Source organism: Sphingobium agri (genome assembly GCF_023051225.1).
In the GTDB taxonomy this organism is placed as follows: Bacteria; Pseudomonadota; Alphaproteobacteria; order Sphingomonadales; family Sphingomonadaceae; genus Sphingobium; species Sphingobium agri.
Genome location: NZ_JALKHS010000009.1, coordinates 27440 through 51701 on the forward strand (window position 1 = coordinate 27440; position 24262 = coordinate 51701).

Consider the following 24262-nt stretch of genomic DNA (forward strand, 5'->3'; position numbering starts at 1 on the left):
GAAGCGTCGTGGTCGGTTCCTGCATGATTCCCCCTTTCCGTGCGCGACCGGTAAAGTCTACCCAAGCAAATCGAAAAGTAAACTGCTATGGAAACATTTTCCTGATTTGCATCTGAAGCGCGCGCGGGATCGATCAAAACGCGTGCGGTCAGACATCCGTTCACGCCAGCCGCGGCCAATGACGTAGATAACCGGTTAAAGCTTCTTAAGCCTGGCAGCGCTGAATGAAGTGCTCACTTCAAATATCTCGTAGAGATCCAGCCATCGCATGCTGGACGACATAGAATTCAAGGCATTTGTTGAGTGACTGACCGGCTCGATACAGAAAAAATTCTGGTCTTTTGGAGTATAAACCACCGTATGGGGCAGCGCCTCGTTGGGGTTGATTTGAAGTGACAAATCACGAGAAGGCCAGAGGATCGAGATCGGTCCATGACGATTGGTGTAAACAGTATCAACCTCGCGTTGCGCAACAGCACCGCCCTGCCACCAGTCGATTGCACAATCTCTTTCATCGAGTCTTTGCGGAAGACAGTCCTCGTTATTCTGCCATTCCCCGCGATGGTACCCACGGTAGACAGCGTCAGGCACGCGTGGAAGATAGGGATGAATTCCCAAGCCTGCCGGCATCAAACTATCACTTAGATTGGTCACCGACAAAGCGATGGTCAATCCATCCTCAGCAAGTTCGAACCGCTGCTCGGCATAATAGCTCCAAGGCCAACCGTCGGCTCGATGGTGATGACCGATAGTTGCCACGCAGTGGCCGTAAGACTGGACAGTCCAAGGTGATAGCCAACCATAACCATGCAGCGTATGAGGATCATCAGAACCGGGGAAGTTCGGAGCGAGTTGTACGTCCATCCCATGCGCTTGAAAGCGGCCAAAGGCTATCCGGTTGGAAAATGGCACGAGCGGAAAGCAAGCAACATCCAATATGGACGGGCCGCAGACAGGGCGAAACAACGCTTCGCCCTGCCAATCAAACGCCAGGATCGAACCACCTCGTTCCGGCGCCAGCAGCAGCCGATATTCGCCTGCAGTCAGTTCCATCAGAAGCGATTCACCATGTTCTCCAGCCACTCCTGGCGACCGGAACGCGGCTGCGGCGCAAGATCGCGCCCAACCGCGAGATCGGCGATCGAACCCAGCGTTCCCTCGCTCGACCGGATATGCTGACCGAGTTCGCCCTGCCATGCCGCATAGCGCTCAGCACGGAATGCGTCGACGCGTCCATCCTCGATGATTGCGGCTGCCTTTACGAGCGCATGCGCAACCGTGTCGATCCCGCCGATATGACCATGGAACAGATCAATCGCATCTACGCTCTGTCGCCGGACCTTCGCGTCGAAATTAAAGCCCCCGTCACTGAAGCCGCCTGCACGGATGATTTCCAACATGGCCAGCGTCAACTCCTCGACCGAGTTGGGGAACTGGTCGGTATCCCAACCATTCTGATGATCGCCGCGATTAGCATCGATCGATCCAAATATGCCCAGCGCCCTCGCCATGGCGATCTCATGCTCGAACGTGTGGCCCGACAGAGTGGCGTGGTTCGCCTCGATGTTTACGCGCACCTCGTTTTCCAGGCCGAAGCGCTTCAGGAAGCCGTAAACAGTCTGGGTATCAAAGTCATATTGGTGCTTGGTCGGTTCATGCGGCTTCGGCTCGATCAGGATCGTTCCGGTAAACCCGACACGATGCTTGTGATCGACGACGAGGTTGAGGAAGCGGCCGAAATTCTCCTGCTCGATTCCAATTTCAGTATTGAGGATCGTGTCATAGCCTTCGCGGCCGCCCCACAGCACATAATTTGCCCCGCCCAACCGGTGCGTCGCGTCAAGGGCATCACGAACCTGACTCGCAGCCCACGCATAGACTTCCGGATCGGGATTGGTTGCAGCACCCGCCATGTAGCGCGGGTGGCTGAACAGGTTGGCCGTCCCCCACAGCAGCTTGCGGCCATGTCTGTCCTGCAACTCCTCCAGATGATCAACCGCCTCGGCAAAGCTCTTGCGGAACCCACCTATGGTGTCGGCATCGGCCATGACATCGACGTCGTGGAAGCAGTAGAAGGGCACGTCCAGCTTCTCGACGAAGGACAGCGCAGCCTCCCGCTTGGCACGAGCCGCCGCCGTATCGTTTGCGCCTGCATGCCAGGGGCGACGGAAGGTGCCGGCGCCGAACACATCGCTGCCTGGCCAGCAGAAGCTATGCCAGAAGCAGACCGCAAAGCGCAGATGCTCTTCCATGCGCTTGCCCAGGATGACCTTGTCCTTGTCGTACCAGCGATAGGCGAGGTCGTTATTACTCTCCGGCCCCTCGTAGGCGATGGTCGGGAATTCAGCGAAATAGCTGGCGGTCACGGATTTCTCCTTGAATTGATTGAACGGCGGAATAGGCGGCCCGAAAACGGGCGAGCCGCGGCGCAAGGCGATCGGCTAGCGCGGCGTCGGGCTCTATGATGTGAGAAATGGGGGGACGGACACAGGCTTCAGCCGCGCTGGCTCCAGTCACAGCCATGAGGGCGAGCTTCGCAGCGCCGAGTGCGGGGCCCACCTCCCCGCCCTCCAGGTAAGCAAGGCGCACATTCAGTGCAGCGGCGATGATCGTGCCCCAATATCGGGATCGCGCGCCCCCGCCGATCACCGAAAGCTGTTGGATTTCCGTACCGGCGTCGCGCAGCACGGCGATGCCATCTGCATGAGCGAATGCGACGCCTTCCAGGACAGCCGCTGCGATACGCCCTCGGTCCGTTTCATTGTCGATACCCAGCACAGCGGCACGAACATGTGGATCATTATGTGGCGTGCGCTCGCCCGAAAGATAGGGAAGGAATATCTCAGGCCCCCCTCCCGCGCCTCCCGCTTCGGCAAGGTCAAAGAATCCGGCCGGGTCATCGGCTCCGGTTGCCTTGACCCCCCATTCGATGCAGGAGGCCGCAGACAGATGCACGCTCATCTGGTGCCACATATCGGGAAGGCAGTGGCAAAAGGCGTGTACCGCACGTTCAGGGTTGGGGCGAAAAGCCCCAGTGGCCACGAAGATAACGCCAGAGGTGCCGAGCGACAGCAGCGCATCGCCTTCATTGACGACACCAATGCCGACAGCGCCCGCAGCATTATCACCGCCGCCAGCAGCCACCGGCACCCTCGCCATGCCCCACTGCGCCGCGACCTCGTGCCGCAACACGCCCGTAACGGCATTGCCCTCGAACAGCGGAGGCATGTGAGTTCTCGAAAGACCGGTGGCTCCAAGCATGACCTCGCTCCAGTCCCGCACCGCCACATCCAGCCACAATGTTCCGGCGCTATCGGACAAATCAGACGCCATGTCGCCGGTCATGCAAAGGCGCACATAATCCTTGGGCAGCAAAATCTTCTCGACGCGTTCGAAGATCTCAGGTTCATGCTCCGTCACCCACAGCAATTTGGGTGCGGTGAACCCAGGCATGGCAAGATTGCCTGTGATGGAACGCGATTCAGGAATCCGTTGCTCAAGTTGGCGGCATGCGTCTGAACTACGGCCATCATTCCAAAGAATGGCTGGCCTCAGCGGACGATGATCTGCGCCTAGCAGGGTGGCGCCGTGCATCTGCCCAGCAAGGCCCACTCCTTGCACCCGCGCCCGGAGATCTTCGGGAAGTGCGAGAACCGCGGCCTCGGTCGCCTGCCACCAATGATCGGGATCCTGCTCCGACCAACCCGGAAAGGGGCGGGACACACCTAACGGGGCGGTTCCGGCAGCCATGACCGCTCCGCTCTCCGCAACGATGACCGCCTTAACCCCTGACGTTCCGATATCTATGCCCAGATACATCCAGCTCCATCCTCCCGCCTTTAGGTAGCGCTACCATGAGGTATTGCGCAAGAGGCTTGCTCAACCGTCTCTGGCCGAATAGTCGATAAGACCAATGGGAGCAGACCATGGCCGCCAGAAAAAATTTGCGCAGGAGAACCGAAGGGCCGACCGTTGCCGATGTGGCGCGGATTGCTGGAGTGTCCCCGATGACGGTTTCCCGGGTCATCAACCGCGATCAGCGCGTGAGGGAGACGACCCGCAAGAAGGTCGAAGAAACGATATCAGCCATCGGCTATGTGCCAAACGCAGCAGCCCGCTCCCTTGCTGGTGGGAAGCAATGCCGCATCGTCCTACTCTACCGCAATCCCAGCGCGGCCTATTTAAGCGAATTTCTCCTCGGTAGCCTCCATTCAGCACGGGAGAATGAAGCCGAACTGATCGTCGATGAGCATGATCCAGAGGAACTGCCCGCGAGCCTTGCTGCCCGGCTGGCTGCTCAGCGCATCGACGCGGTCCTGTTGCCGCCACCACTTTGCAATGACGGCGAATTGCTGGGCGCCCTCCAGAAAAGCGGCCTCGCCGTGGCTCAAGTGGCCTCAGGACAGCCGGCGCCTTCCTCTCACGCCGTCCTGATAGATGATGAGGAAGCTGCTTTCGCTATGACACAGCATATTCTTGCCCGCGGTCACCGCCGGATAGGATTTGCTGCAGGCGACCCCAACCAGACCGCCAGCCACCTCCGACGGAAAGGCTATGAACGCGCTTTGCTTCTGGCGGGTATCGCGCCGGAAGAGGAACTGATCGCACAGGGCAATTTTACCTATCGCGGCGGTCTGATAGCCGCGTCATCCCTGCTCGACCAGCCATCACCGCCCAGCGCGATTTTCGCTGCGAATGACGATATGGCGGCTGGTATCATCAGCGCCGCGCATCAACGCGGATTGGACGTACCGCGTGACCTCACGGTTTGCGGATTTGACGATACAGCAATCGCCACGACCATTTGGCCCGAGTTAACCACGGTGCGGCAACCGATTTCGGCGATGGCGAGCCTCGCCATCGACCTGCTTGCTCGCGCTGTCCGGTCCAAACGACCTCTCGCAAGCGCTCAGCCAGAGCATGTCAGACTGAATTTCGAGCTTGTCATACGAGGATCTGACGCAGCGCTATAGGGAGAGACTTGACGGCACCGCCAAGTTCGCCATGTTAGCGCTCACAATCAGGAGGGGTTCAGCTATGCATGGGGCTGCGCATGGGCGCGTCAATCTGGCGCTGATCAGCCGAATAGTCGCCGTAGCGACGATCGGCGGATTCATGTTCGGATATGATTCGGGGGCTATCAACGGCACGCAGGAAGGGCTTCGGCACACATTTGGCCTCAACGAGGCCCAACTCGGGCTGACCGTCAGCGCCCTGCTTCCAGGGTGCGCTTTGGGCGCTTTCCTCGCCGGCCGTTTCGCCGATATTTGGGGGCGCCGCTCCGTCATGATTGTGGCAGCGATCCTTTTCATCATCAGCGCGGCTGCGTCCGGGGGCGCATTCAGCGCAACGGTCCTGGGAATTGCCCGGTTTTTCGCCGGAATGGCGGTCGGCGCGGCGAGTGTCCTTTCACCCGCCTATATCAGTGAAGTGACTCCCGCACATATTCGCGGAAGGCTGTCGAGCATCCAGCAAGTGATGATCATATCGGGGCTGACGGGCGCATTTCTCGCCAACTACTATCTCGCAGACATAGCTGGGTCGTCACTTGGCACCGCATGGGCCGGACAGCCAGCATGGCGATGGATGTTCTGGGTTCAGGCGCTCCCCGCGCTTTTGTTCCTGGTCGCCTTGTTCGGCATCCCGGAAAGTCCGCGCTTCCTGATTGCCAAGGGACGGCTGCAACAAGCAAGGCTGGTGCTTGATCGCCTTATCGGCCCCCAAGCGGCGGCTGCCAAGATGGATGAGATCGGCGCGTCGCTTTCCCATGATCACCAACCGAGCCTTGCAGATATCCGTAAGCCCGGCGGCGGTTGGCGGAAGATTGTCTGGGTTGGCATTGGCCTTGCCGTGTTCCAGCAACTCGTCGGCATCAACGTCGTCTTCTACTATGGCGCGGTGCTGTGGCAGGCGGTGGGCTTTACAGAGAGCGACGCGCTGAAGATCAACATCCTTTCGGGCGCCGTATCGATCTTGGCCTGCCTGATCTCGATCCTGCTCATCGACCGGATCGGGCGTCGGCCGCTGCTTCTGATCGGCTCTGCGGGCATGACGGTGACGCTTGGAACATTGGCATGGTGCTTCAGTAATGCGACGATAATCGACGGGGTGCTCCGGCTGCCTGAGGGGCTGGGCCTTGTCGCCCTCCTCGCCGCCAACATCTATGTCATATTCTTCAACCTCAGCTGGGGCCCCGTAATGTGGGTCATGCTCGGGGAAATGTTCCCGAACCAGATGCGAGGTTCGGCGCTTGCGGTGGCAGGCGCGGCACAGTGGCTCGCAAACTTCCTCGTAAGTTCAAGCTTCCCCTGGCTGGCGAAGAATATCGGCTTGCCCGTCACCTATGGCGCCTACACTGCCTTTGCCCTGCTGTCGCTGCTGTTCGTTTGGATGACTGTTCGGGAAACGAAGGGACTGGAACTTGAAGCTATGCAGGGTTAGCGGTTTTCCAAGGCCTGCGGGTGGCGCCCCTGTTGATGACGGGCGCCACCACCACAACTCATCACACGATCTGCTGACAAATATGCTCGACTGTAGATTTACACTTCGGTCGCGGGCCTGGCGCGACGACCGTTGGCAATACGCCCTGGGCCGCCGTGCAGCTCGACCCAGGGTGCAGCACCGGCGCAGCGAGAGAGTCTCATTCTGTCTTTGATCTGTATGACCTACCGGCTGCTCAGTTGGGCGTTGCCAGGGACCGCGCAGCGCGCCGTCCAGAGAAGATACAATCGGCAACGGACAAGCCGCTCACATAGATGTTGGAGCATATGCCGACTGCATTCCGGCCGGCCGCGTAAAGTCCGCGGATGGGCTTACCCTCTTGGTCCAGGACCGCACCGCTTTCCTCCTGCACTTGCAGGCCTCCGAGCGTCAGGACAGGCAGGAATCCCAATTTCGCGTCGATAGACATGTTGATGGCGTGGAAAGGCGCTTTCACGATCGGGGCGATGTCCTCCGATGCCTTGCCGAATGGATCGCGGGCGCCATTTTCGGCAAGTTGATTATAATCTGCCACCGCCGCCTCAAGTCCGTCCGGCGCGATCCCGCACTTTTCGGCAAGGCTTTTGACCGAGCCCGCCTTTTTCGATCCCAAAAGCATGGCGGCCAGCGCAGGGTAACGTTGAAAGGGTAAGATTGCCTTGCTTTTCGACTGGAGCTTCGCCCGCCGATAGCCTTCATCGTCAAGGATGATCCAGCACACGCCCTGATGATCCTCGACCATCGGCATGCCGATCGATGCGCCATAGAGCATCTCATTGACATATCGCCGGCCTTGTCGGTTGACGATCATGCCTTGCGCCCAGGCCATGGGCGGATTGATGAAACGCCAAGCACTGACATGGTTCAGGCGCGAGACAACGCCCCCCGCGCTTTGACCCAAGCGAATACCGCTGCCATCATCCCCTGGCGTACCAAGCGGCATGCCTTTCAAATATTTTGGCGCATAATGCGCGACCATCTGCCGGTTGAAAATAAAGCCGCCCGCCGCGAGGCATACGCCCCGACGTGCGCGGATCATGCGCGTCGCGCCCGCCTGCCGCTCCACTTCCTGGGCCTTGTTGAACAGGCGTGAAGCCAGGCGAGCGATGATCGCAGCCCCAGGCATGGACGGCGGCAAGCGAAGCACCATCGCGGTTGCGCGACGCATCAGTGCGTCATAACGCTTTCCTTCTGCCGTATCGCGCTCCACCTGAACCGCGACCACGCCCACCACGCGTCCATCGCCATCCATGACGAGCTGTTTGACCCTTGTCGAAGACAGGGATTTGACGCCGGCGCGCTGCGCCGATTCCCTCAACGGGTCATAAAGGCCCTTACCGTAGCCCATAGGCGCATCCAGTTTATCGACCAGCGCGCGATGGCCTCTCGCGGCAGGTTTCGCCACGGCCTTGTAGTTGGGCGCAAGGCTGTTGTCGGAATGATAGAGGGAATAGTCGGTGTGGGGATAGCTGGTCTTCTTTTTGTAAACCCGCCCTTCAAAGCGGACACCGTGCCCGGCGAGCCAGCCTGCCGTTTCCGCGCTTTCCTGGCAGAAACGCCGCAGCGTGTCGTCGCTGACAACCCCTTGGGTTTCCAGGCGAAGATAGTTGAACATGTCCTCTACGCTGTCCTCGACGCCAGCTTCGAGCTGCGCAGGGGTGCCGCCGCCTCCGTAAAAGATGCCTCCGTTGATGCGCGTCGCCCCTCCCCCGTCGGCACGGTCGATGGCGATCACGGAAAGCCCCTCCTCCCGCGCCTGGAGCGCTGCTGCAACGCCAGCGCCGCCATAGCCAACGATGACTACGTCTTCTGCGCCATCCCAAGCGAACGCGTCAGCATCCTCGATCATGAGCGGCGCTTGCACCTCGCTATACCAATGAGGGTCGCCAGGACGAGGTTCGCTGTGCGGGCTGGTCATAAATTGTCTCCTGAGTCTGCGGCACGCTATAAATGGACATCAATGTACATTTCAATTGGCGTGCGCAGTTAAATGGCCTAAGCCGCCGCTATCCAGAAGAACGGCAAAAGGAACGAAGGTGGCAGGAACCGGAAAGCTTGTCCTGGTGACGGGCGCGACAGGCAATATGGGCAGAGCCGTTGTTGACGAACTATTGCAGACGCCCGGCATGACGGTCCGGGTCCTCGTGCGCCCGGAAGAAAAATCTCATCCCGTCATTCGCCGCCTGCAAAAGCAGCACAATATCGATTACGCATGGGGCGACCTCACCGACCCCGTATCGGTAGATCGTGCCGTCGCGGGCGTAGACGTCGTCCTGCACATGGGTGCGCTGGTTTCGCCGCTTGCCGATGAACTTCCCCCTGCTCTCGTTGAAAAGGTAAATGTCGGCGGCACGCAGAATGTCGTGGATGCCATCCGACGCCAGCCCCACGCCGATCAGATCCGCCTTGTCTATATCGGCACGGTTGCGGAGACCGGCAGCCGCAATCCTCCCAACCATTGGGGCCGGACGGGCGACCCCATCTGCATCGGCTATAATGGACATTATGCTGGGACCAAGGCGCGGGCGGAGGCAATCGTCGCGGAATCAGGCCTCAGGCACTGGGTTTCCATCCGCCAGACCGGCATGGCCCATTACGACATGTGGAAGACGCAAGGGCCGATCATGTTCCACAATCCTCCAAACGGCGTAATGGAATGGTCGACCGTCGAGGATTCCGCAAATCTGATGGCCAAGCTGTGCGGCGACCGCATTCCAGATCATTTCTGGCGCCATTTCTACAATATAGGCGGTGGTGAAACCGGGCGGCTCGTCAATCATCAACTGATGGTCAGGATGATGGCTGCGATGGGCGTCAGCGATTTCCGCCGCATCCTCGACCCCAAATGGCTGGCAACGCGCAACTTCCACGGGCAATGGTATCTCGATTCCGACCGTTTGCAGGAACTCGTCCCCTATCGTCGCTTTTCAATCGACGATTTCTTCGCCGAGTTGTCGCGCCGCATACCCTGGGCTTTGCGTACTCTCATGCGCTTCTTCCCAGGTCTCGCCCGCAAGCAGATACTTAAGGTCGCGGAAGGTCCCGGTGGACCCCTTACCTGGCTGCGGACCAATGATGTGGAGCATATCGACGCCTATTTTGGATCACGGGAGGAGTGGGATCGCATCCCAAGCAGCTGGGACGACTTCCCCCTGGCGCAGCCTTCGCGCGAAGCGGTCGCACTCGCCCATGGCTATGATGACGCCAAACCTAAGGGTGAGTGGACTGCAGATGACCTGCGCGCCGCCGCCGGTTTCCGGGGCGGAAAATGCCATGTGGACGCGGTCGATGACGCCTTCACACCCGTGGAATGGGAATGCAGCCTCGGTCATCGTTTCTCTATGTCGCCCAACCTCTATCTGGCGGGCGGCCATTGGTGCCCCACCTGCCAGACCGATATCGAAAGCTATCCGCGGGTCGCCGCATCAAATCCCTTCTTCGCGCAGGTCTGGCCGGGGCCGTCCGCCCAAACATCGACCCCCGGCGCACCGAACCCTGTGAACTGATGAATTTTATGAAGAACCTGATCTTTCTGCGCGCGGCAGCGGCCGCGCGCACCCCTGAATCTGCCATCGCGGGGCCCGCGACTTCATGTTGAAGGGCATAAAGCGTTTTTCGTAAGGCAGGATCACTGACAATCAGCTGGCCGCTGTGGAACGGCGTTGCCATCGCGACGGCACCGCATCAGAAGGTGCGGATGGCACGCCGAATTCCCATTCCTGCGAAACTCGCTTTAAGAAGGGGCCGCCCCACTTCCACGGAAGTGGCCCTGATCGAGCAAGCAATCCTTGCGACCGCGCGCAGCATGTTCCTTGCGGACGGTTTTGACGGCGTGTCGATGGAAAAGATCGCGGCGGCAACCGGAATAACTCGCACGACCCTTTACAGCCGCTACGCCACCAAATCCGACCTGTTTCGATCGGTCGTTAGGGAAACTTTGGCGCGTTGGTACGCCGTCTCTCGGGTCGAAGCCACCGACCGCATCACCGACATAGGCCAGATATTGCACCTGCGGGTTGCGGACATGGCGTCGCTTCTGGTGGATCCGCTCTTCCGCGGCCTTCACGCGCTGATCCTTCTGAACCGCCACCGCTTTCCCGACCTTGCGCCCCTGATGCATGATCTGGGCTATCTGAACGCGGTTCGGCTACTGGCGAACGACATCCGCGCCGCCGCGCAAAGAGACGGCATTCCGGTTGCCCGGCCTGAAGCGGTGGCGGAACATATCCTCACCGCCGTGCATGGCTGGTTCCTGCAATATGATCTGGTCCGCGAACTCACGGCCCAGGATATCGAAGCGCATGGAAGGGAAGTCGTCGACCTGATGCTCCTCGCTCGCGACCGCTGGTAATGACCTGCGGACGCGACCAGAGCGAGCAAAGGGGGGCGGGACTTCCCCGCTCGCGCTTCTGATCAACGACTGGCTTCCAGCCGTCCTGCGCCAACCCACCCCGCCGCGACGGGCTTCAGCTTCTTGAAGGCCGGGTTACTGGGGTCGATCATGCCGTTCTGCGGAACATTCGCCACAGTCACCTTGAGCATATTCGCGCCCGGCCGCAGCGCATCCGTTACATCAAGGCGGAACGGCGCGGCGATAACCGGCGGCAAAGTGCGGCCGTTGATCGTCACCGTCGCCATGTCATACACTTGTCCCAGGTCTAGACTGACGCGGGTGCCTTGCTTGAACCAGGATGGATCGACCGTGATCGAACGACTGTAGTTCGCTTCGCCGGAGAAGCCCGCCAGCTGCGGCACCTTGCTCCAGTCCTGCAGCGCGACCTCGCCGAAATCATGGGCGTAGGGCTTGCGCGCTACATGACCGGACACGGACAGCGCCCAGCCTTCGGCGGGCAAGGTCGCTGATCCGATTAAAGCCGGGGCCGCCAAGGTCTGGGGCCTGGCCTTGGGATCGAGGACAAGGAGTGCGCTTTCCCCGGAAGCAAGCGACAGAGGCAGCCGCGTCATGTCCGCCGTCGCGCTTGCGGAGACGGGCCTGACGCTGCCATCCATCGCATTCCAGCGCGTAACACCGCCGACGCCGGGCAACGACAGCGTGACATTTCGTGCGCTGTCACTGCGATTGTGAACGAAGGTGACGGTCTGCCCGTCGACCAACCGCTGAACGAACACCAGGTCCGAAGCGTCGCCATCAAAGCGAAGATTTCCCGCGACACCTGCGGCGCGGATCGCGGCAGGCAGCTCCGCTGCAGGCACGATCTTGGCTCCCGCCTTCATCGCTCCAGCTACCGCCTTCTTCACGCGAGCGTCGCGCTTCTTCGCCTCGGCCAGTCCTTCATCGCGGCGGGGTGCGTGATCGGTGAAGAAGACAGGCAGTCCCGCCTTGGCAAAGCCAGCTATCGCTTCCATCGTATCAGCGCGAATGCCGTCGATCGGCGGCAGCACGAGCACGCCATAAGCGTGCCCTCCCTTGGATATGAGCCGTCGACCCTCGACCCTCGCCTGCGCTATCGAGTCAGGATTGATCCGGTCGAAATCATATCCGGCGGCAAGGAAAGCCTTTTCGCCCGCCTGCTTGCCCGCGCCATCATCCTCGATACCGATATAATAGCCGTAGCGGCCATAGAACCAAGCAACCGGAACTACCGGCTCGCCCGCCTGCATGACGGCCTGCAACCGGCCCATATAGGCAGCAAGCGGCCTCATGGCAGGCCAGACCGGGTTGGTTTCGTTCAGCGGACCGCTGAACCCCAGGGAGAAAGGACTCGGTTGGAAGGCGTGCCAGCCCGGCCAGTCTTCGGCGTGAAAACGGTAGTTCATGCCGTGCAGGATCATGCTGTTGACGCCGCCGGCGATGATGAGGTCGGTGCGCCGCCGCATTTCCGTGGGCGTAACGCTATATGCCCGGTCGGGCCACACCAGGCTTTCCGCCGAAACGATGCGGCGTCCATAAAGGTTGGCGGCGGAGCGGGCGAGGCGCATGAACAGCGGATCACCGCTGTGAACCAGATCCTCGGTTTCTGGGATGTCGGCAAGTCCATAGCCGCGAATGGTGTCGAACGCGCCGCCATGCGCCTGGAACTTGGCCTTCAGGCCATGGGCATGGTTCCACGCCACGAAGGGCTCGATGAAGCCCGCGATGATCATGTCCGACACCGTATGGCGATAATCCGCCCTCACCCGCTCGGCGATGTCGCTCTTTGCGGCGTCGAAATAGGGCAATGAATAATGTTCGTCCCATGCCTGCATCCAGCCCGGCTGCACCACGAAGGGAAGATAAGGCGTCAGATCATATCCGCGCCGTTTCTTGAATTCCTCCAGCAGTTTTGGGCCCCACTGAATATCCTGCATCAGTTCCAGCGAATCGACAAAGGTCGAGCGCATGCCCGGCGGGTTCTTGCCCAAGGGATCGCCGACGCGTGCGGCATGGGCTGCAAAGGCCGTGGGGTCGGTGTGGTCCAGGATAAGCTGAGGCCCCCGTCCGGCCGAGCCCAAGACCCCGACGTCAGAAGCAAATTGCCGGAAGACGAAGACCTGCCAGTCACCAGGCGGAGGCGACCAGTCGAGCGTGCCATCCTCCCGCAGCTTGTCGGTCAGGACAATGCGGCTGGCCGGATCTAGTGTGCCGGAGGTCAGCACATCGCTCCACGGCGAAATGGTCATCCCGTTCATGCCGCCGCGTTTCTTCAGGTCAGGCGCGCTGCCTTTCATCGCAACCACGGCCACGGTGCGCGCCCGCGCGTCCATCCGCTTACCCCAGTCCGCATATTTAGGATCTTTTGTACGCGGATCGAAGAAGTTGAGAGCGCCAAGCCTCTTGGTCCGCTTGGGCTGTTCGACCTTGATTGGGCCGGACGTGCCGCCAATGACCATCGTGCGCGCCATGGCCAATTCGGTGAACGCCTTTTCCGGCGGTATCGCTTCGCCACCGCCCGACGGCCAGGCCGAGCCCAAAGTATAGTCAAGACTGAGACCAGCGCTCTTCGCGGCATCCGCCGCCGCGCGCAGATGCGCGACGAAGCTGGGTTCGGCATAGTCGTTGACCACTGCCCTTTCTTCAGGGGTCAACTTCACGAAATTTGGCGAAAATGATTGCACCTCGGCACCGCCGAAGCCCATCTGCGCCATCAGCTGGACTTCGCGCCGCAACTCCACATCGGTTACAGCGTCGCCCGGCCACCACCAACGAAGGCGGGGCTTGGCCTCCATCGGTGGTGACTTGAACGCCTCCGACAAGGACTCAGCCGATGCCTGCACGTTCCACACTGAAAATGCCATCGCGGTGGCTGCCAGAAGCTTTGCCGTTACCCTGTTGGCGAACATGATCTGATCTCTCTCTCGATTATTAACTTGGGGCCATTCAGGCGCAACACACTCGACATCACGGCCAACATCGTCGGCCGTCCGCATTCGGGTCGGTCAATGTTACAGCCTGAAGACCATCCTTCCCAGGATCAGACAGCCTCAACCAGCGCTACGCCTTCTGGCGGAAGATCCAGGATGATTTCGCCACGTCCATTGAGCATTTTCAATTCAGGCGCAGCCAACTCCGCCGATTTGCGGATGGCGTCCATCTGCTCTCGCGTGGGATATTGCGGAGACCCCATGGCGCGCCATGCAGGATAAGGGGAACCGCGCTCCTGATCGACATAACTCACCTGTACCCGCTGCCCCGCCTGCGCGCCGCGCATCCTCACGAGCATCGCTTTGCGCGTACCTGTAACCTTGCGCTCCCTGCTCGCGCCGGGGATGCCTGGCGCCTGCTGCACATCGGCGAGATTCCAGACCAGAGCGGCAAATTTTCCGCTGTCCGTTGTCGAGGCCAGGGCGGGTCCTTTTACCGCAAGTCTGCGGTCACTCAGGCGATTGAGCAACTTATAGGTGTTGAACTCAGGTTTCGCGACGCTGCCCCGGGCCAGCATTCCCCAACCATTCTGTCCTTCCTTGAAGACCCAGTTTGCGACCATATTTTCCTCATATTCGCCGCTGATCTGCCATTGACCCATGGCATGACAGTGAGGAAGGCTTTGCGTAATGGCGTGCGCGATCATGGCCGGGCTGTCGGATGACCATTCGTTCAACCACAATTCGGCTCCCTTGAACCGCGTCGCATCGATCTGCTTGCGGGCGAGCGCCACGCCCGCCGGCACGACGTCATATTCCCGGTATCGATCAGCCTTGCCAAAGATCATCGCCTGGTCATCGCCAGGGTAAATGTGGGTGGATACGAAATCGACCGGCGTGCCAGTCTTTTCGCAATATTCCAGAAACTGAGGGATCCATTGGATAGCAGAGGTCGCCGGGCCGCCGATCCTGATCGACGGGTCAACAGCCTTAACCGAGCGAGCGCTCGCCTTGTAAAGCTCGAAATATTGCTCCTGCGTTCCACCCCAAAACCAGGACGTCAGGTTCGGTTCATTCCAGGCTTCAAAATACCATTGCCGCACTTCCGACGCGCCATAACGCTGTACCAGATGCCGCACAAACTTCTCGACCAGTTCGGACCATTTCTCCATCGAGCGCGGAGGGCTGACATCAGCCCTGTAGAAGCCGAACTTCTTCGTTCCGCTCGCCAACGCCTGCGGCATGAAACTCAGTTCGACGAAGGGCTGCACGCCACGGTCCAGCAGGCCATCATAGACGGCGTTGACGTTCTGGAAATTGCCGTTCGCGCCCACGCCCATTTCATCATTGAAAATTCCGTGAAAACGCACGCGTTTAAGACCGGCTTCGTTCTTGAAGCGTTCGAGATCCTTGCGCCATGGTTCTCTCATCGTGATCGCCGCACGATCCGATCCCATGACGCGTGACCAGATATGGTCCAGCTTGCCTGTTTCGCGCCGAAGATCTATTTCGACAACCTGGCTCGCTTCCTCCGCCCACGCTGGCGAAGTCAACGCGGCGGCGCCAACCGCTCCACTCAGGGCTGTGAACTGGCGGCGTGTCCAGACAGGCATCTCATCCATCGGTCTTTTATCCTGTTTTTCTGTAACATTGGGAATTTTGAGCGTGTGAACGCCCGCTCATCGTGAACAGGCAGGCCTCCCCCCGCGGGTGATGCCATTTTCGTTCACCGCATCGATCGTGACGCAGTAGCCTTTCCCAATGTTGAGGCTCGCTACGGTGATCGACGTCTTTCCATCATAAACCTGGTAATTCTGGTTCAGCAGGTCGGGGCGGACCCCAAGCCGCACGACGTAGAATTCGGCCCCCTTTGCCGGTGCCCAGTTGATCACTGCGCTGCGCCCGTCATCGCCGTCCCGGCGAAGAGACGCGCGGCGCACCTTGGCGGGCTTTACGCCTCCACCATTGCCGAAGACCCGCAGATCCGAGAGCGAAAATTTCCCCCCATCAGGCGAATGGATGTTTCGCAAACGGACAAAGCGAGCGCGCTCTGGCTTGGGGAGGACCTCATAGTCATGGGGAGCATCGACGCCGTTTTGCGAGCGATCGACTGCGGCCTTCCATGTCCGGCCATCCAGTGAGAGTTCGAGGATATAATTATAGACGTCCGCACTGACCCCCAGCGCTTTGGCGTCCTGATCGGCGAAGTTGATCTGCACCGCCTCGATCCGCTTGGGCGCGCCGAGATCTACCTGAAACCATTCGCCTGCCCCGCCGGTCTTGGCTGACCACCAACTCCGCACATCCTCATCGACCGCGTCTTTCGCAGAATATCCGTCCAGCGTCGAAGAGGCGCTTACGCTTTTCAGCCGCGAGAGCAGCATCCATCCCGTAAGTTTGCGGCTCCCCCCGATGTAGCGCGGGTAATCGGCCAGATAGGTGTCTGCGATAACTTCACCCGATCGCGAGAAGCTCGTCGGAAACAGCCCCAAACGCCGCTCGAAAATATGTCGTTGGGAAATCGTCATCGTTCCCGCATGCCACCACTGCCCATCCTTCCCCTGGAAGGTCGATCCATGGCCTGCTCCTGTAATGAAGCCGGTCGGCTTGAACGCGAACGGACTATAATCCTGATAGACGAACGGCCCTAACGGCTTTTCCGACACCAGCATCCCGTTGGCATAAGTCTTGAACTCCGTGCCAGGGGCTGAATATTCAAGATAGTAGCGCCCCTTGCGCTTCGTCATCCAGGCGCCCTCGACGAAGGTCATGCCTTTAAACTTCTCGTTCCTGTCACCGGGAACTTCCCAGCCCCGTTCGTCCGGATTGCGCGACTGGGGGATGTCCACCTTCGCGATCGGCTGAAACGTCTTGGGATCAAGCTCCTCAGCATGGAGCGGCCCCTTGGATGCCAAGCCGTGGTAAAGATAGAGCCGTCCATCATCGTCCAGAAATAGGGCAGGGTCCTGATAGCCGGGGCTGATGTCTGCCGCCACGCGCCATTTTCCGCTCATTGGATCGTCGGTCACCCAGATATGCGGGGTATCCTCGCTGGTGGCGAGATACAGCTTGTCGTTGATGACCACGACGGTCGGAGCAAATTTGTCAACAGCGTAACCTGTCGGCTGGACGAACTGCCATCGAAGAAGGTCCGTCGAATGCCAGTAGCCGCTCGAGTGCGAAGCGAAAAGCCAGTAGCGGCCCTTGAACAAGACAATCGTGGGATCTGCAGCTTCCCGGAAGGATTCCTTGGGCCGCGGCTGAAGCGGGCGAAAGGGCGAAGGCGCCTGGTAGCGGTAGGGTAGATCGACCGGGTTCGCATAAGTCGCAAATCGGTCAGCGCCAGCCGCTTGCAGCGGGTGCATGGAAAACAACATCGCGCCAGTGGCCATCAGGCAGGCGACCCGAGACAGTCCAGGTCGAGCGCTGGAACAGGGACCTAAAATCATCCTGACCACGTCATTTGCCATGTTCCTGCAGACCCCCTCAAATTTCGACGACTTAGTCGTGATTAGAAACAGTTTGTATTTTGCGCGCTTTGCGCACCGCCAGGGCTGATCCAGAAACCTAGTAGGTTGAAAGCTTTACGCGAAGCAGCGCAGGTTGTTCGTTGAAGTTGAAGCCGTAGGAGATTTGATCACCGTTCCAGCGGCGGCTTGCTTGCCAGCGGCCATCGATGAACGTCCCCTCCTCCGCGCTCATGATCTGCCCGTTCACGGCCGGATCGACGGGCATGAACTGAAAGCGACTATATTGTCCGGCAACCAGGAATTCATTGGGGCCGAGTTGAGCGACAACACCGCCACCGACAGGCTCCTTCGCCCAAGGCGGCGGCTCCATGCCCGGCCAGGGAATGTCGAAATTGTTGCGCCCATAGGTGACGGAAATCTTCCAGCTGCCCATGGAGGTCGAGTCCTCACCTGCGCTGTTCTTGGCGGTGCCCCAGGTCGGGTGCTTGCTGGCGATCGCAGCCCAGTCGCGCGCGATAGGCCGGAACAGGCGGTAAGGGGCGGCGAATGCCTCGATTGTGGCAGGGTCCAACTTTCGCGCGCCGAGCGGGTAATTGGAGTAGCTCGTCGCATCCATTCCAAATGGCGCCCAGCCGATAGCCCCGCGCCCCAACGCGGCCCAAAAGAAACGAACAGCCCAGATTGCGTTGCTCGTCTCGGGGACAAACAGCGCATTGTCTGGGCGCGCATAGCGATCCAGCAGGCCCAGATAGGTCTTTTCAAGCGGCAGATAGAGATCAGGTCCGATGAGATCCAGCGCAGGCGCAGCCGTCTTCCAGATTGGCAGCACATTCCAATTGGGGCCGCCGCTCGCAACCTGGGCGGCCATGGCAGTGCCCGTCGCGTCAAAGACCGCGGCGTTGGTGTAGAGGGGCAAGTTCTTCTCAGCCTTGCCAGCCACAGCAACTTCCTGCACGAACCGCGCATAGGTCCAGGCGGCGAATGCCTGGTCCGCCTCCTTGCCGAACACCTCCGCCCATGTCCCCGACTGCTTTCCTGATGCGCGGCGGATGTCTTCGGGCACCTGCTGCGCGAAAAGCCGCTCGGCTGCAGGCGAATAATCGCGAGCAACGCCGTGGCTCCCGATCTCATTTTCAACCTGGACCATGATGACGGTGTGCTCGCGATCGACCTCGCGCAAATGCCGCATCAGCGCGACAAAGGCCTTGCGGTCGGCAGCAAGTGTCGCCTCACCAAGCGGGGAAAGCGTGGTCGTGGGGCGGCCGTCCCGCTTCTGCAGACGGGGGAAGCGCTTCGTGTCGCTTTTCACCCATTCCGGCGTATAGGTTGAATCGCCGTTTTTCCAGCTTCCGAACCATAGCAGCACAACGCGCATGTCATTTTTGCGCGCCTGGGCGAGCAGCGTATCGACCCAGCTATAGTCGAACCTGCCCTCGGTAGGCTCAAACTGTTCCCAGGCGACCGGAATTTCGATCGTATTGGCGCTCAGCGCCTGCATCACCGGCCACACCTGAGGCAGTACCGAGGGATAATTGCTGGAATTATGCACCTGGGCGCCCAGCATCAGATAGGGCTTGCCATCCACCAGCAACGCATGCCGCCCATCTTCCGTGCGCAGACGCGGCAGCTCACCTGCATGAGCCGACGCAGCCGCAGCGACGCTGCAAAGCATTAGCGTCATGAAGCGAATAGAGTGGCGCACATGATCTCCTATCAATCGTCGACCGTTATACGTCCCCTGCCTAATAAGTAAACCACATCGTTGCATTTTGCGCAGATCGGCCGCGGCCTGCGTTCGCGATCTCTACCCCCTCGTCGTCGTTCATCCCGCCGGTGTGGGTCACTTCGACCTTCACCCTACCCGAGCGCCGCTTGCGGTTGATGTTTTACTTGTATGAGTATATCTGCCTTCATGAGTTTGGTAATGCTCGGCTTCGCCAATCAGACGAACGAGCCACACAGCTTAGCGAGCCCCATGATTTCCTTTGCCCAAGTTTCATCCTGCGGTGTCGCGCTCGGCTCGGAGAGATCGAAGAGACTCTGCACCCCCGTTGGTCGCAGGGGCAAAATGGCCCGCATAGTTCTGAAAATTTCGATGATCGGGAGTTTTCCTTCGTGATTGATGGCAGCATTTTAATTGGCAGAGAGGCACGTCAGCGGGCGCCCAAATTCACAGGGTTTGACGCGACGAATGGCGATGCCGGCCCACAATATTTCTCCACTGCGGGGAATGAAGATGTAGCAGACGCGTGCTTGCTAGCCGCAAGCGCGGCGGAAAGCTTTGCCACGCTCAGTCCAGAGGCTCGCGCCAGTTTTCTGGAAGCTGTCGCGTATGAGATTGAAGCCATTGGCGACGATCTGATCGCCAATGTCATGGTCGAAAGCGGATTGCCACGGCCCCGGCTTGAAGGCGAACGGGCGCGCACGATAAACCAGTTGCGCCTTTTCGCGTCGGAAGTCCGCGCCGGTCTCTGGCTCGACATCACGATCGATCCTGCAATGCCTGACCGCACGCCCCCGCGGCCTGATCTGCGCCGCATGAATGTACCACTCGGCCCCGTGGCTGTTTTCGGCGCATCGAATTTCCCTCTCGCTTTTTCTGTTGCGGGGGGCGACACGGCTTCCGCCTTCGCAGCCGGGTGCCCCGTCGTCGTGAAGGGCCACCCGGCCCACCCCGCCACGGGCGAGCTGGTGGCGCGCGCGATCGGCCGTGCGGTCGCCGCCTGCGATCTGCATCCGGGCATTTTCTCCTACCTCCCAGGCGCGAGCAATGAGCTGGGTGGCGCGCTGGTGGCCGATCCGCGCATCAAGGCAGTCGGCTTCACTGGATCGCGCGCGGGGGGACTGGCTCTTGCAGCCATCGCTGCAACGCGGGAAGAACCCATTCCGGTTTATGCGGAAATGAGCGCAATCAACCCTGTCATCCTCATGCCCCATGCGCTGAACGCGCGGGCGGAAGACCTGGCAAGGGACTTTGTAACGTCGTTGACGCTCGGGGCTGGGCAGTTCTGCACCAACCCCGGTATCGTAATCGCCATGGACGGTCCGGACCTCGACCGCTTCTTCGCCGCTGCGACAGGCGCTGTGACAGCGGCTTCGCCTCAAGTGATGCTGACGGCCGGCATCCACCTCGCCTTTACCAAGGGTGTCGCCGCATTGCGCGCCAATCCCAATGCAGATTTGCTCGCTGTCGGTCCCGCACACTCCACCTGCGGCAGCGCAGCGCTGTTTGCCGCCAGTGCGGAAGCTTTCGCCAGCGACGCCTCCCTGCGGGAGGAGGTGTTCGGTGCATCATCAGTGGTGGTCCGCTGCAAGGATATAGACGCGATGGCGCGAGCAATCGGAGGGCTGGAGGGGCAGCTGACGGCCACCATCCACCTCGACCCCGAAGATGAGCCTACCGCCTCCCGGATACTGCCCTTGCTCCAGGGAAAAGCCGGACGGATCCTTGCCAATGGATGGCCAACCGGCGTGGAAGTGACTTGGGCGATGGTTCATGGCGGGCCCTTTCCGGCAACCACAGACGGACGCTCCACCTCCGTCGGCACCCTGGCCATGGCGCGCTTCCTGCGGCCGGTCTGCTATCAGGACATTCCCGACGAGCTGCTGCCTGTACCGGTGAAGCATGACAACCCATGGAAACTTCCTCGCCGGATCGATGGCGAAAGAGAGCCCGCATGATTCGTTCACTCATACAATATGCCGATGACGCCGGACGTGGCGTCGCCGCACTGGACGCACAGGGCGACGCTCACCAGCTGGTGGGGGTCTCATCCATTCGCGACCTCGCTCTCGACGCTATCGAACGGCGCAAGACGCTGCTGGAGCGGGCCAATGCGTTGCGTGGGAGCCGAATTTCGCTGCAAGGCGTCAGACTTCTGGCCCCGATCGACCACCCGGATCCAGCGCATCTGCTGATCAGCGGGACTGGTCTCACCCATCTTGGTTCCGCCGAAGGCCGCGACAAAATGCACAAAGCGGCTGCCGCAGGGTATGCCACCGACAGCATGCGCATGTTCCTGATGGGCGAAGAGGGCGGCAAGCCCGGTGACGGCCAGGAAGGAGTGCAGCCGGAATGGTTCTACAAGGGCGACGGATCGATCCTCGTATCGCCGGACGCTCCGCTCGCCATGCCGCACTTCGCCGGTGATGGAGGCGAAGAGCCTGAGATTGCAGGCATCTATTTGAACGGCCCGGACGGCACGCCCTTTCGTCTCGGCTTTTCCCTCGGCAATGAATTTTCAGATCATGTGACCGAAAGGGTCAATTATCTATGGCTCGCGCATAGCAAGCTACGGCAGGCGGCCTTGGGACCGGAATTGCTGCTGGGCGACTTGCCTGCCGATGTTCGTGGCGTCAGCCGCATCTTGCGAGACGGCGAAACCCTGTGGGAACGGCCATTCCTGTCCGGTGAAGCCAACATGTCGCACAGCATCCACAATCTTGAACATCACCATTTCAAATATGCGCAGTTCCGGCGGCCCGGCGACGTGCATGTGCATTTCTTCGGTACAGCCACCCTCTCCTTCACCGACAAGGTGCAGACGAAGGTCGGAGACTTGTTCGAAGTGGCTGCCGACTGTTTCAGCTTGCCGGTCCGCAATCCTTTGGTCCGGGCAGCGGACCAAGGGATTGCAAGGGTGAAGCCGCTGTAGGCGATCCGATGGCGCTGAACCGAGCGAACGAAAACCGGCGAGCGCCGCAAGCAGGTCAGGACCATGCGGAAGCCGCCTACCAGCATGGCGCGCTTCTTTCCGGTTGCGTTGCACAGCGCCTAGGTCGTCGCAGCCGAAGTCGATCTGCGCGGTGCGCCCGAAATCCTGACGGCGACAGAAAGCCGCCATTCTCGGCAGCGCCGAGGTATGGGACCAAGCACCTTTACTGTCTCTGCCCCATCGTTGTTGGCTTCTTTAAAGTCGGCAGAAACGTAGATCGCCGGTAATTATCATCCAAGAGGTTCGAGCAATGATAGACCGCCGTAATTTTCTGAACGCGGGAATATTGACGGCGGCCGGGGCGCTGATCGTCCCGGCGCGCGCTGCGGAAACTCCGGCGACCCTGTCGCTCTCACTCAATGGATCGGCGCAAGGACCGCTGGTGCCCCGCGACTTCGTCGGCCTGTCCTACGAGACGCAGCAGCTTGAAACGCCCGATTTCTTCAACGCGCGCAACCGCCCGCTGGTCCGCGCTTTCCGTGACCTGACGCCGGCTGGCATCCTGCGCATCGGTGGCAACACCAGCGAATTTTCCTGGTGGAAGGAGCGCCCCGGCGACACGCAGCCGCCGCGCATCGAACGGCCGATCAAGCCGGGCCAGCCGCGCCCTGACCTGAGCTACGCCGTCACCCCAGCAGCCATCGATGCGCTCAAGGGCTTCCTGGATGCGACCGGATGGCGGTGCATTTATGGCCTTAACCTTGGCAATGGCGTGCCGCATGACATGGCGCGCGAGGCAGCCTATGTCCAACGGCGGCTTGGCAAGCGGCTGGTCGCGTTCGTCATTGGCAACGAAGTTGATGTGTTCAGCTCGCACCTGCGCGATCCCAAGACCTGGGGTCCCGACACCTATCTCGCCGAATGGCTCGCCGCTGCCCATGCGATCACGGCGGTCAGCCCGGATGCCCGCTTCATCCTGCCCGACGTCGCTTACAAGCTCGATTGGTTGCCTGCCATCGCCGACCGCTGGGCCTCGATCAAGAATCCGCCGCGGATCGAGGCATTGTCGCATCATTTCTACAAGGGCGGTCCCAATGATCCGCGGATCAAGCCCGACCGCCTCCTCCTGCGCTCGACTCGGGAGGCTCAGGAAGGCAAGCTGACCAGCGACGCCGCGCGCAAGATGGGCGTTGCCTACCGCATGACGGAAGGCAACACCGCCTACCACGGTGGCAAGCCGGGCGTGTCGGATAGCTATGTCGCCGCGCTCTGGGCCGCTGATTATATGCTCCAGCTCATGTCGCTGGGCTATTCCAGCGTGAACCTGCACGGCGGCGCTGGCCCTGCAGTTGCCAACTCGGTCGGCGGCCTTGCGGGCGAAAAGATGCTGCCCGACGCGCAGCCCCGCCCGCGCCCCTTCTACACGCCGATCGGCAATATGGACGGGCAAGTGCAGCCGCAGCCGGTCTATTGGGGCATGAAGTTTGCCGGGCTGTTCAGCGGCGCACGCATGCGGACCGTCCAGTTGGACGCGCAGGGCCTCAACGTCGTCGCTTATGCAGCCGACACGGCTCAGGGCACGCTGCTCGCTATCCTTAACAAGGAAGTCAGCACCGACGTCCGCCTGCCGCTGCCCCGCCACCAGAGCGTCGCCACGTTGAGCGGCCCGTCCCTCGACAGCCGTGAGGCCCGCCTGGACCTCACCTCCCGCAGCGTCCCTGCTGCTACCGTCGACATCGCGCGGTCATCGGCCACCATTTTCAGATTGAGCAAAGTCGTTGCGGCTGATTGATTGCCGCTTCGGATCCTGCCGGGGTTGGCGTCGCCAAACGCGGCAGGCCTGACGGCCACGCAGACCAGGTATTTCTAGGTGCTCGAAAGAGCTCGATGATAGAAGTAGCCTGGATGGGTTCCTGAACAGGGGTGGCAAGAACGTCTACCGTAAACGGCGTTCTGCGGAAGGTTGACGGCACTTCCGACACCCACGGTCAGTGCCCGATTCGGACAGGAGCGGTCATTCGCTGCGGCTGGCCCTAACGGCGGGTCTGTCCCAGACCCAGTCATAATTCGAGCGTCTACTTTCAGGCGCGGTGAAATTGCTGTCGAACAGCAAAAAGTGGCGCAGAGCCGTCAGCCTGCTTCACCTCACATCCCGATGCCAAGCCCGCGCCGGCTCCCCAGGTCGATGCCATGGTTGAACGCCAGTTCTGCCCCTAACCTGCGGCCGCTGTCGATGAAGATGCCGAGTTCTCGTTTGCGGTTGGCCAATATCGACTGCACCTGCGGATCCCGCTTGTCTTATGACATTGCGGTCCGTTTGGGCCATGCTGGATTGCCCGGGCCGGGGTGGCCACC

17 protein-coding genes are annotated in these 24262 nt (G+C 60.5%); 8 read left to right on the plus strand and 9 right to left on the minus strand.

Annotated features, from left to right (window positions below):
- Positions 1–195: 195 nt before the first annotated feature.
- From MU848_RS12660 to xylB, 3 genes are read right to left on the minus strand one after another with little or no spacing between them, the layout of a single operon-like run.
- Positions 196–1053, minus strand: coding sequence for an aldose 1-epimerase (locus MU848_RS12660; RefSeq protein WP_247232669.1), 858 nt, complete (start codon positions 1051–1053; stop codon positions 196–198).
- Positions 1053–2366 (minus strand): xylose isomerase, encoded by a 1314-nt coding sequence (gene xylA / locus MU848_RS12665; RefSeq protein ID WP_247232671.1) that lies wholly within the window; start codon positions 2364–2366, stop codon positions 1053–1055. Before xylA ends, MU848_RS12660 begins: the two co-directional genes overlap by 1 nt.
- On the minus strand, positions 2344–3819 hold the full coding sequence (gene xylB / locus MU848_RS12670; protein WP_247232673.1) for a xylulokinase: 1476 nt from the start codon (positions 3817–3819) through the stop codon (positions 2344–2346). Before xylB ends, xylA begins: the two co-directional genes overlap by 23 nt.
- Positions 3820–3926: 107 nt before the next feature.
- Here xylB and MU848_RS12675 point away from each other — a divergent pair, with 107 nt between their 5' ends.
- Both MU848_RS12675 and MU848_RS12680 read left to right on the plus strand, forming a co-directional pair.
- Complete coding sequence (locus tag MU848_RS12675) at positions 3927–4973, plus strand: LacI family DNA-binding transcriptional regulator (protein ID WP_247232675.1); 1047 nt, start codon at positions 3927–3929, stop codon at positions 4971–4973.
- 64 nt (positions 4974–5037) lie between these two features.
- Positions 5038–6441 carry a sugar porter family MFS transporter gene (locus MU848_RS12680; RefSeq protein ID WP_247232677.1) on the plus strand — a complete coding sequence of 468 codons (1404 nt, stop codon included), beginning with the start codon at positions 5038–5040 and terminating at the stop codon, positions 6439–6441.
- A gap of 235 nt (positions 6442–6676) precedes the next feature.
- Here the strand turns inward: MU848_RS12680 and MU848_RS12685 are convergent, their stop codons facing one another.
- Complete coding sequence (locus MU848_RS12685; protein WP_196225613.1) at positions 6677–8398, minus strand: FAD-binding protein; 1722 nt, start codon at positions 8396–8398, stop codon at positions 6677–6679.
- A 118-nt stretch (positions 8399–8516) separates the two neighbouring features.
- On the opposite strand from MU848_RS12685, the gene MU848_RS12690 reads away from it, so the two are divergent.
- Both MU848_RS12690 and MU848_RS12695 read left to right on the plus strand, forming a co-directional pair.
- Positions 8517–9986 carry an NAD-dependent epimerase/dehydratase family protein gene (locus MU848_RS12690; RefSeq protein WP_230463272.1) on the plus strand — a complete coding sequence of 490 codons (1470 nt, stop codon included), beginning with the start codon at positions 8517–8519 and terminating at the stop codon, positions 9984–9986.
- Positions 9987–10177: 191 nt separating this feature from the next.
- Entirely contained in the window at positions 10178–10831 is a 654-nt protein-coding gene (locus MU848_RS12695) for a TetR/AcrR family transcriptional regulator (protein ID WP_268934774.1), read from the plus strand.
- Positions 10832–10893: 62 nt separating this feature from the next.
- On the opposite strand, the gene MU848_RS12700 is transcribed toward MU848_RS12695, so the two are convergent.
- From MU848_RS12700 to MU848_RS12710, 3 genes are all read right to left on the minus strand, one after another.
- Positions 10894–13761, minus strand: coding sequence for a glycosyl hydrolase (locus MU848_RS12700; protein WP_247232680.1), 2868 nt, complete (start codon positions 13759–13761; stop codon positions 10894–10896).
- A 131-nt stretch (positions 13762–13892) separates the two neighbouring features.
- Entirely contained in the window at positions 13893–15404 is a 1512-nt protein-coding gene (locus MU848_RS12705; RefSeq protein WP_247232681.1) for a GH39 family glycosyl hydrolase, read from the minus strand.
- 57 nt (positions 15405–15461) lie between these two features.
- A complete protein-coding gene (locus MU848_RS12710; RefSeq protein WP_247232683.1) occupies positions 15462–17159 on the minus strand; it encodes a family 43 glycosylhydrolase in 1698 nt (565 codons plus the stop codon).
- Between MU848_RS12710 and MU848_RS12715 the strand changes: the two genes are divergently transcribed.
- A complete protein-coding gene (locus MU848_RS12715; RefSeq protein WP_196225609.1) occupies positions 17146–17340 on the plus strand; it encodes a hypothetical protein in 195 nt (64 codons plus the stop codon). The genes MU848_RS12710 and MU848_RS12715 overlap by 14 nt on opposite strands.
- A 9-nt stretch (positions 17341–17349) precedes the next feature.
- On the opposite strand, the gene MU848_RS12720 is transcribed toward MU848_RS12715, so the two are convergent.
- Positions 17350–18933, minus strand: a complete 1584-nt coding sequence (locus MU848_RS12720; RefSeq protein WP_196225608.1) for a DUF5597 domain-containing protein — start codon at positions 18931–18933, stop codon at positions 17350–17352.
- A 434-nt stretch (positions 18934–19367) separates the two neighbouring features.
- Between MU848_RS12720 and MU848_RS12725 the strand changes: the two genes are divergently transcribed.
- The 3 genes from MU848_RS12725 (at position 19368) to MU848_RS12735 (ending at position 23699) form a co-directional block, all read left to right on the plus strand.
- Entirely contained in the window at positions 19368–20933 is a 1566-nt protein-coding gene (locus MU848_RS12725) for an aldehyde dehydrogenase (NADP(+)) (RefSeq protein ID WP_230463269.1), read from the plus strand.
- The gene (araD1, locus tag MU848_RS12730; RefSeq protein ID WP_196225606.1) at positions 20930–21907 is read left to right on the plus strand and encodes an AraD1 family protein; all 978 of its coding nucleotides are present in this window, start codon (positions 20930–20932) and stop codon (positions 21905–21907) included. Before MU848_RS12725 ends, araD1 begins: the two co-directional genes overlap by 4 nt.
- 310 nt (positions 21908–22217) lie before the next feature.
- Positions 22218–23699, plus strand: coding sequence for a hypothetical protein (locus MU848_RS12735; RefSeq protein ID WP_097093118.1), 1482 nt, complete (start codon positions 22218–22220; stop codon positions 23697–23699).
- Positions 23700–24052: 353 nt separating this feature from the next.
- Here MU848_RS12735 and MU848_RS19010 read toward each other — a convergent pair whose 3' ends face one another.
- Positions 24053–24187: a hypothetical protein gene (locus MU848_RS19010; RefSeq protein ID WP_281494445.1), complete on the minus strand. Its 135-nt coding sequence runs from the start codon at positions 24185–24187 to the stop codon at positions 24053–24055.
- Between the last annotated feature and the right edge of the window lie 75 nt (positions 24188–24262).